Genomic DNA, 11363 nt, shown 5'->3' on the forward strand with positions numbered 1-11363 from the left:
AGTGCAACTGCAACGTTAAACACGCGTTTGCGAAGTAATGAAAGCACTGCAGTAGAAATAAGCGTTAGTAAAAGACCAGCTAAAAATACAGGACCTGCTACGTCATTAAGACTAAACGATAAATTCTTTGCGTTGCTGGCTACCAACTCAAGAGGTGCTACCACCAAGATAGTAAAGACCGTGAAGAATGAAATAAGAAATGCAACGCCAATGCGGCCCTTAGGCTTGAGGGTTCCCTCTTTTTGTTCTTTAAGGCGAATGGCTTCTGCTGCGAGGATTTCTTTCATCTGAGCGTTTGTAGCTTCTGCACCTTTGGCATCAACCTTGTGAACGGTGCCTTCAACAATTTTGTTTGCGTTCTCATCAATCTTAAGCAGACGGAACAGTACTTTGCGAGAACGCCTAAACGCAACGCCGAGCACAGCTGAGAGTGCAACTACAACTGCAGCTAGTGCTTGTATGGTATACGTCATAACTGACGGATCAACATACGCCTGGGCTGTTGCTGGCAGAAGTGCCCACCAAATCAAAGTCAACGCAAGCGTGTAGAGTGAGCCATGGATGATGAACAGAATTTTATTGGCTGACGATGTGGTCATAGTCAACGAAACCCCTTGTTTAAGTGGAATGGATTTAACAGAACTTATTTTATCTTTTTATCAAAAAGAAGCTCGCAATAAGATGCCAATACTGCTTGTATATTGTTGTCTTTATTCTATCTTCGTTAGCCATTACTTTTTTGGCCGCTCTTATAGGCCATGTTAATGAGCTTGGCCACAGGAGTTGGCCAGAACTTCTTGAGCATCTCAAGGTCTTCTTTTTCACGACGGTTATCGTGAATAAGGTGGCTAGTTTCAGAGTCTTCATGAATGCGATGGAGCATTAGAACACGGGTGTCGTACAAGAAATCACCCTCACGCTTACTAATTGCTTCCCATGCTTCCCAGTCTAAATTGGAACCAAATCCAGCCTTGAAAACAGGAGTCTCAAGGTTGGGAAGGATTAGTGTGGTGCTTGGGCAGCAAATGGCGCAACCCAGCTCAAGTGCACGACGTTTAGCCCATGACTTGCCTGCATTTTCTGGCTTTGAGAGCGAGTACAAGAGACGACGCTTTACCTTAAGCAGGCGATTCTCGAGAACCTCCTCGCCGTCACGCAACTCACCGTAATTGGTGAAATAAATCAGCGGGCGAGAAGAACTGTTGACGCGTTCAAGCATATGCTCTGCATAGGAAGGCTTATAGAGGTCATCCTGGTGCGCAATGGTTACCAAAGGAGTTGTGCAAGCGCTTACCGCAAAGTTCCAGTCGCCGGCAATACCTCCCGGTCCAGGATTGACGTACATCTGAATGTCATACCTCTCGCAAAGAGACTGAATCAGTTCATTTGGTGTTGAAGTAGCCAAAAGAATATTCGTAGACAGTGTTTGCTCCTTGAGCGAGAGAATGCATTCTTCTAGATAGGGACTCTCGCCATAAGCGCAGACAGCAAACGTGTGATCCTGAGGTGTATACATTGCTACATCCAATCGATTAGCTCCGATGTCTAGTATTATAAGAATGTTATCGGACGATGGCGAATGGGAGCCTTTGTGGAGTCTGACGGATATAAGACATACGAGAACCCCGATGAGCTAAGAAAGATCCAGATTCTTTCTACGCTTTTGATGGATGAGCTTGACCGCGTCTGCACGGAACTTGGCATTTCGTATCAGGCGTACGGCGGAACAGCCATTGGCGCTGTGAGACACAAAGGCTTTATTCCTTGGGATGATGACGTAGATATCTCGATGTTCCGCGAGGATTATGAGATTTTTTTGGAGAAAGCACCTGCGCTTCTTCGACCAGATTTTTGCATTCAAAACGGCAGGACGAACAATTACTTTCCCGCAGTAAATACAAACCTTTCTTTAAAGGGAACAGTGTGTGTTCCTGATGAGTTTATGACCTGCCCTTTTACGTACGCTATTTCTATTGGCATTTTTCCCTTTGATAAGATTCCTGCAGATCCTAAGAAGCTTGCCAAGATTAAGCGTCAGACATGGTTCTGGGGTCGTCTGAACTTCCTTCTGGTTACTCCAACTCCACGCGTGCCGTTGACTGGCTGGAAGAAGAAAGTTGCCCTTGCGGGATGTTTTGTCATTCACCACACCTTGAAGCTCTTTAGGGTTTCATCTGCGTATATTCAACGTAAGTGGGACCAGGCAGCACGTACTGCAGAGGGCGAGAAACCCAATCATTACGCCAGTTTTGTTGAACCTGATCCAGAGAACTGGTCTATGGATAAAGAGGATGTATTTCCTATGGTTCGTGTTCCTTTTGAGGACATTACTACTACGCTTCCTAAGGAATACGACAAGCTCTTGACTAGGGGATACGGAGATTACATGCAGCTTCCTCCAGAAAAGGATAGAAAGAATCATCATCCTGGAGCACTAGATTTTGGCAAGTGGAAAGACATTGATGTTACCAAAGGAAGCCGCCAGGCATTTGAAGACTTTGGTCAGAAAAGCTAACTATGACTATTGATACTTCTGCTGAACAGCTTAAGAAAAACTACTTCTGGAATACGCTTGGTTCTTTAATGAATGCCGCCTCAACAGTGCTTATGTTGATGGTGGTCACGCGTACCATGGGAGCTGCTGCCGGTGGTGTTTTCTCGCTTGCGTATGCTGTGGCTCAGCAGCTTATGGTTATTGGTCACTTTGAAATTAGAACGTACCAGGTCACCGACACAGAAGAAGTGTTCTCGTTTGGTGTGTACCTTGCGGCACGAATCATCACAACCGCTTTGATGATTGCGGGAATCATTATCTTCACTTTGCAGTCCCAGGGATTGAGCTACGAGGGAGTGCTGTATGCCCTTATTGCATCGCTTCGTTTATTTGACGTTGTAGAAGATGTTTTCCACGGTATGTTCCAGCAGCATGGTCGCTTAGATATTGCTGGTAGAGCATTCTTTTATCGTGTTCTTGCAACCGTTGTTGGCTTTGCGGTAGGTGTGCTTCTTACAAAGAATTTGCTTGTTGGTGCTGCTCTTTCTTTTGTTGCATCACTGGTAGTTATGGTTGCGCTTGTCATTCCTCCTACTAAGAAGATGGCAACGCTTAAGCCTACGTTTGACTTTACGCAAATTACAAAGCTGCTGGTTACTACTGCTCCTTTGTTTGCTGGCTCATTCTTGCTGACGTACGTTGTTGGTGCTCCTCGCTATGCGTTGGGCGGTCTGAGTAATCAGGAACTTCTTACCTTCTTTACCGCTCTTGCTATGCCCGCTATGGTTATCAATCTTTTAAGTAACTTTGTCTTTAAACCGCTGCTTACTCAGATGGCTGAATATTGGAATAATCAGCAAGACAAGCAGTTTGTAGGTCTGATTCTTAAGGGTTTTGCCGTAGTTGCTTTAGCTACTGTTGTTTCTATGGCGCTGGCTTGGCCGCTAGGCGCTCCAGTTCTTGGACTTCTCTATGGTCTTGATTTTGAGCCGTATAAACTAGAGTTGCTTATACTGCTTTTTGGCGGTTTGCTTAATGCGCTCACAGTTATTTTGTACTATGCCGTAGTAACCATGCGTAAGCAGGTTGCGGTGTTTGTCAGCTATGCTGCAGGTGCAGGTTTTGCTGCGCTTACCGGAGGGTGGTTTGTAGGCAGCTTTGGCATTATGGGAGCGTGCATGCTTTATGATGCTTCGCTTGCAATTCTTGCTCTGGTATTTGGCATTTTCTGCTTCTTGGGATTTAAAGGCCAAAAGAAAAAGTCCGCTGCGTAAGCGGACTTTTTAAATAAAGCACAGGTAGATGAGCATGCTGCCAGAGGATCGACGCGTTGTTTATACGCGCGTACGCTGGTTAAGATCAGTTACAAAATCAAGGTTTTTCTCGTCACGTGCATCTTTGTCGCGTAGGGCAAGCTCAGCTGAAAGCTGCTCAACCTTATAGGTGAGCTTGGAGATTGCACAAGACTGATGGAAGAGCCTAATCAAGATCATCACAATAACGAGCAGCAAGACAAAGTTTGCAGGGCTCATAAAGCCAAAAAGCCCAGCAAAGAAATATGCAAGCTGGGGGATAAGCGCAAACAAAACAAGGATTCCTGCGGAAACAACCCAATATACAGAGTCGGAGATGCGAATCTTTGATTTACGAACGCTATTGATGACAATGCCCATGGCAAAAAGAGCACCAATAAGCAGCAGAATTCTGAGAACTAAAGTCATGGTGTCACCTTATCTAAACCACTGGAAGAGCAAAAGCGAGAGGCACGTGCGAGCCATATACATAATTGAGTTATAGAAGCTCAGATAGGACTCGCCACCTTGACGCTCACGCATCTCAGTTTCAATCTCGACAACCTTAGCTCCTCGACGCATCAGTAGCGAGATAGTGTCTGGCTCGGGGGAGAAGTCAAACGAGCGCGCATACGTTTCAATAAGACCACGATCGTACATACGCATGCCTGAGGTAGGGTCAGTAATGGTTTGACCAGTGCTTGTCTTGATAAGCCAAGAAATCAGCTTGGAGCCAATCTCTCGAGGAGAGTTTCCGCGAGCCTTGGTAACAAAACGAGAAGCAATAACAATGTTTGCTCCCTCGTTTACCATTGCCTGGGCCATAGGAGCGATGTACTCAGGTCTATGCTGACCATCGGAGTCAAACTGCACCACAGCGTCATAACCATGTTCTTTGGCGTAGCGCATACCAGCCCTAAAGCCTGCAGAAAGGCCTCCGTTAACAGGTAAATTGAGGTAGTTAAATCCACGCTCTTTACAGATATCCAGTGTGCGGTCAGCGGAGCCGTCGTTGATTACGATGTAATAAACATGAGGAGCTACCTGACACAACTCTGTAATAGTTGAAGCAATGCAGGCTTCTTCGTTGTAAGCGGGAACGACTGCAAGAATTCTCACAAGCATCCTTTGAATTGCAAATTACACGTTAACTGCATGAATATCATAGCTCAAAAGATGTATTAATCTTGACTCGTATATAGTAGATTACCTAAAGAAATTGAAAGGTGAACGCTATGGAGTTTCCAAAAGAGCTTAAAAACCCTACTCAATCGGGCAATTTTACGTTTTATGACACCTCGATTGAAGGTGTAAAGGTTGTGGACGTAAAGCTGTACGGTGATGCTCGTGGTGGCTTTATGGAGACCCACCGTGAAGAAAACTTTGTTGCCGGCGGCATTGAGGCTTCATTTGTGCAGGACAATCAGTCTTATTCCGTTCAGGGCGTACTTCGCGGCCTTCACTTCCAGATTGAGCATCCGCAGGCAAAGCTTGTGCGCGTAATCTCCGGCACTGTTTTTGACGTTGCGGTTGACCTGCGAGAGGGAAGTCCAACCTGGGGTCAGTGGGAAGGCGTTGTTTTGTCCGCGGAGAATCGCAGACAGTTCTTTGTTCCTCGCGGCTTTGCCCACGGTTTCTTGGTACTCTCCGAGACTGCAGAGTTCTGCTACAAGTGTGACGACATCTATCACCCAGGTGATGAGGGCGGCATTATGTGGAACGATCCAGAGCTTGGCGTTGAGTGGCCAGCGTTTCTTGGCGAGAAAACCTTAGATCCTGCAAAAGTTATTCTTTCCGACAAAGATAAGATTCATCCAGCACTTTCTTCACTTAAGAAGTAGTAAGCGACGCGGCAAGTTAGGTAGTATGAACGAACGTAATCGTCGTGAGCGAGAATCTACAGCTCACGAGCTTAATCGCATGAACGAGCCAGAGTGGACAGAGGAAGCTTCTGATAAAGAACTTTCGTCTTCGCCGCTCCCTCGTGCAACCCAGATGGAACTTCTCGCCCCAGCGGGAGGTCCTGCTCCATTTATCGCAGCTCTTGCTGGTGGTGCAGATGCTATTTACTGCGGCTTGGGCAACAACTTCAACGCCCGCCGCGGTGCGGACAACTTTGACGACGAGTCGTTTGCGCGTGCGTGCAGACAGGCTCATCTAGCTGGCGCTCGCGTATACGTCACCGTGAACGTTGTTGTTAAGTGGGACGAAATGCAGCGTGTTTTGCGCTTGATTCGTCGCGCGTGGATTCTTGGCGCAGATGCCTTTATTATCCAGGACTGGGGTCTTATGGCTCAGGTCAGACAAACCTGGCCAGAGATTGAATGTCACGTATCGACGCAGGCAAACATCCACGATACGCGCGGTGTTGCTGCTTGTAAAAAGCTTGGCGTGGGTCGCGTCACCCTCTCTAGAGAGCTCACTAAAGAAGAGATTTCTACTATTTCCAAGCTTGGCGTTGAGCTGGAGTGTTTTGGCCACGGCGCCTTGTGCTTCTGCTATTCGGGCATCTGCCACATGTCGTCTATGCGAGGAGACCGCTCTGCTAACCGCGGAGCCTGCGCTCAGCCGTGCCGTCTGCCCTATGAGCTGCTCAACTCTAAGCATGAAGTTGTCTCGATGGGTGGCATTGACAGGCTGCTCTGCCCTAAGGATTACTGCACTATTGATGACGTGCCCGACATGATTGAAGCGGGAGTTGGCTCGCTTAAGATTGAAGGCCGCATGAAGGCGCCTGAGTACGTGTACTCGGTGGTGTCTTCGTATCGTCAGGCAATTGACGCTGCCGAGAAGGGCGTGGACAACCAAGCCGATGTGGCACGCCGCCACCGCTTGCTCAAGCGCTCATTTAACCGCGGTCTGACTAACGCGTACCTGCATGGCACCGCAGGCAACGAGATGATGAGCTATGAGCGCTCCAACAACCGCGGCGAGATTGTTGGTGAGGTTACCGGAGGGCGTCCACTTGAGGATGCTCTTGAGCGCAAGAGTGGTCTGAATGGTGGCCGTGTTAAGCTGCGCCGCTACAAACAGGCGGACGTTGACCTTATTGCTCACGCTCCCATTGGCAAGAATGATTTGCTTGAAATTAGGCCGCTCGATGAGCCTGACAAGTTCCTGACCGCTCTTTGTCCTGTTGACGTTGAGCCTGGTCAGACAGTTACCGTTCGCACTTCTCGCGTTATGCAGACCGGATCTACGGTACGCATAATTCGCTCCGAGGCAGCGCGCATAGCAGCAGAGCAGATTTCTTCACTGGAGTATCCTCGCAAACGTGCCGTTGACGTGGCTATTATTGCCCGCATTGGCCAGCCCTTCATCGTGGTGCTTACAACGGCAGATGGCGTTGCAAGCGCATCCGCTGAAGGCTTTGTGGTGGAGGAGGCTCGCACTAAGGCGGTAACCTCTGACGAGCTCATTGAGCACGTTGGTCGCATGGGAACCTCTCCGTTTGAGGCCGTAAGCTTTGACGTCCAGATGGACGATATGTGCGGTATGAGCTTTAGTGCTGTCCACAAGGTCCGCGCCGCAGCATGTGAGCAGCTGGAGGCGGCGCTTCTTGAGGAGTACCAGAACCGCGAGCAGAAGATTGCTCCGCTTTCTCGTCTTGCTTATCAAAAGGAGCGAGAAGCCCAAGACAAGGAGAAGCTTTTTGCCTTTGATGAGGCGGCTGCAAAGGCAAATGCGTCGCAGGCAGAGGTGTGTGTTCTGGTTGAAACTCCAGAGCAGGCACGTGTTGCGCTCAAGGCGGGAGCAAATCGTCTGTATGCAACTACCGATGCGCTCGCAGAGACTTCGTGGCCAGAGGATCTTCTCGCCAAGGTAACTCCATGGCTTGATGAGGTATGTCGCGAGGTTGACCATAAGCGCCTGGATCCCTACGTTGCTGCAGGTAAGCCGATTGCTGTGGGCAACATCTCTGAGCTGGCGCTGGCTGTTGAGCACGGAGCCATCCCTGAGGTGCGCGAGTGCATTCCGGTCCATAACGACTACGCCCTGCAGGCGCTGGCTGACATGGGTGCAGAAGGCGTTTGGCTCAACTCCGAGCTGACTCTCCAGGAGATTTGTCACCTGGCGAGAAACGCCTCGATCCCCGTGGGCTATATGGTCAGCGGCCGTATTCGCACCATGACAACTGAGCACTGTATTTTGATGTCTACGGGCAAGTGCATCCACGATTGTGACGCCTGCAAGCTGCGCCTTGAGGAGCACACGCTTAGAGGCATTGATAACGATTACATGCCCGTAAGGACTGATAGACATGGTCGCTCCAAGATTTGGAGCCCCAAGCTCTTTGACGGCGTGCCAGAGATGGCTGAGATGCTTTCTGCTGGTGTGAAGCGCTTTATGGTGGACGCAACGCTTCTGAGCACGGAGCAGACAAGAGAGGCTACCTCTCGCGTAGCTGCGGCGATTGCGGCGACAGCGTCGGGTGCATCATTGCCTGCACGTCTAAAAGACGCCTCAGTTGGACATCTTTTCTCGCCAATTGGATAGTGCAGAAATAAGTTTGGAATTTTGGGTAGGATACCCATGTTGTAAGTTATGGGCGCATCCGCGCTTGAAGAGTTTGAATAGGAGCAAACATGGCCATTAATCGTGACCTTTTGAATGCAACCCTTGATGTTATTCGCCAGAGCCTTCAGACCGATGGCGGCGACGTTGAGCTTATTGATGTAAGCGATGACGGCACCGTAACGCTTGAGATGACTGGTTCTTGCGCTGGTTGCCCAATGTCTGCATACGACATGTCTGAGGGTATTGAGCGCATCCTGATTGAGCACGTTCCTGGTGTAAAACGCGTTCAGCCTGCAATGCTGTAAGTTATCGCTCGGCGTCAAAAAATGAACGTTTGGCGCTTATCGGTTGTGAGCTTCATGCGCATAAACGTGTTTTTTATGCAGAGAAGTTGTGGTGAACCATAATTGACCTGCGTAATTACAAAATTTATATATCACGCTCCTCACATTATTGTGTAGGGCGTGATATTTTATATAAATGGATAATTAGTTTTTCTGACCATACATTTGTATGACGTAAGAAAGGTGGACGTTGTGGTTCTTTCTGATCGCGACATTAAAGCAGAGATTGCAGCTGGTCGTATCGTTATTGAGCCTTTATGCGAGAAAAACGTGCAGCCTGCATCGGTTGACGTATGTCTTGGCTCAAATTTTAGAATCTTCCGCAATTCTACGCATACCTCAATTGATCCGCTTATAGCTCAAGAGGGTCTTACTGAGTCAATTGATGTTCCAGAGGGAGAAGTTTTTGTTCTTCATCCTGGTCAGTTTGCGCTTGGTACTACTCTTGAGCGTATTGCTATTCCTGACGATATCCTTGGCAAGCTTGAAGGCAAGTCCACCCTGGGACGCCTGGGCCTTATGATTCACTCAACTGCAGGCTATGTTGATCCAGGCTGGGACGGAGAACTCACACTGGAGCTTTCTAACGTAGCTAACCTTCCAATCATTTTGCACCCTGGCATGAGGATTGGTCAGCTTTCCTTTGAGCGCATGAGTTCTCCTGTTGAGCGTCCTTATGGCTGTGAAGATCTTGGTAGCCATTATCAGGGCCAGCGTGGTGCAACTCCTTCGCATGTTCTTTCAAAGTAGTTTTAGTAAGTAGGACGTATTGTGTGGCTTGATGCTTTTTATCATTCATTAAACCCAGTAGCGCTTTCACTGGGTCCGCTATCTATCAGGTGGTATGGTCTGGCATATCTCGTGGGCTTTGTGCTTGCTGGCGTAGTTATGTACAGAACTGCTCAGCGCTGGAAACTTAACGTTACCCTTGATGACGTGCTTAATTTGATGGTAGGCATCTCGTTTGGCGTTATTGTGGGCGCCCGTCTGTTCTACGTTATTTTCTACGGTGCAGGCTATTACGTAGCTCATCCACTTGATGCATTTGCCTTAAGCCAAGGTGGTATGAGTTTCCATGGAGGCCTTGTAGGCGCTGTTGTTGGCGGCTCTATTGTCTGTAAGGCATCGGGTCTTTCTATCCCTACCATCTGTGACCTGGGAGTTATTGGCGCACCACTTGGTCTTTTCTTTGGACGCTGCGCAAACTTCATTAACGGTGAGCTTTGGGGAAAGCCAACAGATTTGCCTTGGGGAGTTATGTTTGAGACGGGAGGAGCGGTCTATCGTCACCCTTCTCAGCTCTACGAAGCACTTCTCGAGGGTCTTGTGATGTTTGTCATTTTGTACGTCCTTTCTAGGAAGTATCCTCCTCGTCCACAAGGAACGTTCATTGGAACGTTTTTGATGCTCTATGGCATTTTTAGGTTTGTCGTGGAATTTGTCCGTGTTCCTGACGAGCAGCTTGGCTATCTCTTTGGCAGCTTTATTACCATGGGACAGTTACTCAGTCTGCCTTTAGTTGTACTTGGAATAGTGGTGCTTGTTATGGCAAGAAGGCTAAACTCACCACAAGTTGGAAGGAATTAGAAGCATGTTTAAAAAGGCGCTCAATAGCCTTTTCTCCATACTTTTAGTGCTTGCGCTCTTACCAGCTCCTGCATTCGCAGAAGCAGCGGGGGAGTTGACTACTACTGTTACTGCAACCTCCTCAACGGAGACTGCTCTTGCTGCTAATGACAGCGCTTCTGGTACCGAAGCTGTTTCTGGTACCGTAGCCGCCACTTCTAGCGCAGTCACAACCTCTGAAGAGACAGGTCCTGGCGTTGCTGCAACCGCTAATGAGACTGACTATCCACACAAAACACTGGACCAGGCAGTAGAAACACTGACCAATTCCTTCTATAAGCCAAAACCTCGTTATGGTGTAGACACTAACCTCAACACTATGGTTGCAGAAGAGCTGCGCCGTATTGGTGCTGGAGAGGTTAACGTTAGAGTGACCTCTGTTCAGATGTCTTCAACAGCTTCATATGCTCATGCAGGTATTTCTACTGATTTTGCAACTAATGGTTCTATTGAGTACTTCTGGATGGATGCCGCTGGCTTTACTAATCAGAGAAGCACTCTTATTCTTCGTCAGGCAAAAGTTACCTTTGAACTTTCTAAGGATGGAAAGACCGTTCAATATACCTGCAATGTTTTAATCCCTTGGGATGAGGCAAAATCTCAGGCACAGCTTGCTGACGTATCTCAAAATCTTTCGCCATCATATGCTGCAGGACAAAATGAGTCTTCGGTAACTTCAGACTTTACCCTTCCACATAAGCTTGTTTCTGCTGATGGAAGCCAGCTTTCATGGTCTAAGGTTACTTGGACCAGTTCAGATACATCTACTGTTCGTATTGATGGTTATGGTACTGAGCCTTATAAGGCAACAGTTACTCGCGGTATTCGTGACAAGCAGGTAACACTCACTGCAAACGTTTCTTTGAGCAGCTCAGACGCTCCGCAGACAAGCTATCAGAAAACTTTTACCATAACGGTTCCAGGTGACTCTTCGGCCATTACCGATGCTCAGAATAATCTGTTAAGACGCATTAACAGGCGTTTCTCGGCATCCAGCATTAAAGATGTGTATACCAATCACTCAATTGATTCTCAGGCAGTCGCAGACGATCTTCAGATGCCTACGCCAAAGAACTTTGGTTTGGATGG

General features: G+C 48.1%; 11 protein-coding genes and 1 pseudogene. 8 read left to right on the forward strand and 4 right to left on the reverse strand.

All coding sequences use genetic code 11. From position 1 onward, the window contains the following. A pseudogene (locus tag RWJ43_RS03915) lies at positions 1-599 on the reverse strand (hypothetical protein); the annotation flags it as partial. Positions 600-724: 125 nt separating this feature from the next. After that, positions 725-1516, reverse strand: a complete 792-nt coding sequence (locus RWJ43_RS03920) for a glycosyltransferase (RefSeq protein WP_314008007.1) — start codon at positions 1514-1516, stop codon at positions 725-727. 63 nt (positions 1517-1579) lie between these two features. Here RWJ43_RS03920 and RWJ43_RS03925 point away from each other — a divergent pair, with 63 nt between their 5' ends. Together RWJ43_RS03925 and RWJ43_RS03930 are read left to right on the forward strand one after the other, a co-directional pair. Continuing rightward, entirely contained in the window at positions 1580-2515 is a 936-nt protein-coding gene (locus RWJ43_RS03925; protein ID WP_314008010.1) for a LicD family protein, read from the forward strand. Between the two features lie 2 nt (positions 2516-2517). Continuing rightward, a complete protein-coding gene (locus tag RWJ43_RS03930) occupies positions 2518-3768 on the forward strand; it encodes a lipopolysaccharide biosynthesis protein (RefSeq protein ID WP_314008013.1) in 1251 nt (416 codons plus the stop codon). Between the two features lie 60 nt (positions 3769-3828). Here RWJ43_RS03930 and RWJ43_RS03935 read toward each other — a convergent pair whose 3' ends face one another. Beyond that, the gene (locus tag RWJ43_RS03935; protein ID WP_314008016.1) at positions 3829-4215 is read right to left on the reverse strand and encodes a DUF2304 domain-containing protein; all 387 of its coding nucleotides are present in this window, start codon (positions 4213-4215) and stop codon (positions 3829-3831) included. Between the two features lie 9 nt (positions 4216-4224). Beyond that, a complete protein-coding gene (locus RWJ43_RS03940; protein WP_396427222.1) occupies positions 4225-4905 on the reverse strand; it encodes a glycosyltransferase family 2 protein in 681 nt (226 codons plus the stop codon). Between the two features lie 116 nt (positions 4906-5021). Here RWJ43_RS03940 and rfbC point away from each other — a divergent pair, with 116 nt between their 5' ends. The 6 genes from rfbC to RWJ43_RS03970 all read left to right on the forward strand — a co-directional run. Then, positions 5022-5627: a dTDP-4-dehydrorhamnose 3,5-epimerase gene (gene rfbC, locus RWJ43_RS03945; RefSeq protein ID WP_314008021.1), complete on the forward strand. Its 606-nt coding sequence runs from the start codon at positions 5022-5024 to the stop codon at positions 5625-5627. 25 nt (positions 5628-5652) lie between these two features. Next, positions 5653-8283 (forward strand): U32 family peptidase, encoded by a 2631-nt coding sequence (locus tag RWJ43_RS03950; protein WP_314008023.1) that lies wholly within the window; start codon positions 5653-5655, stop codon positions 8281-8283. An 89-nt stretch (positions 8284-8372) separates the two neighbouring features. Beyond that, positions 8373-8609 (forward strand): NifU family protein, encoded by a 237-nt coding sequence (locus RWJ43_RS03955; RefSeq protein ID WP_035432351.1) that lies wholly within the window; start codon positions 8373-8375, stop codon positions 8607-8609. Positions 8610-8840: 231 nt separating this feature from the next. Continuing rightward, positions 8841-9398: a dCTP deaminase gene (gene dcd / locus RWJ43_RS03960; protein ID WP_314008030.1), complete on the forward strand. Its 558-nt coding sequence runs from the start codon at positions 8841-8843 to the stop codon at positions 9396-9398. Between the two features lie 21 nt (positions 9399-9419). Further along, positions 9420-10235, forward strand: a complete 816-nt coding sequence (lgt, locus tag RWJ43_RS03965) for a prolipoprotein diacylglyceryl transferase (RefSeq protein ID WP_035427833.1) — start codon at positions 9420-9422, stop codon at positions 10233-10235. Positions 10236-10239: 4 nt separating this feature from the next. Further along, positions 10240-11363: immunoglobulin-like domain-containing protein (locus tag RWJ43_RS03970; RefSeq protein ID WP_314008027.1), on the forward strand; the 1124-nt coding region annotated here is incomplete at its 3' end.

The organism is Lancefieldella parvula, assembly GCF_963530955.1.
Lineage (GTDB): Bacteria > Actinomycetota > Coriobacteriia > Coriobacteriales > Atopobiaceae > Lancefieldella > Lancefieldella parvula_A.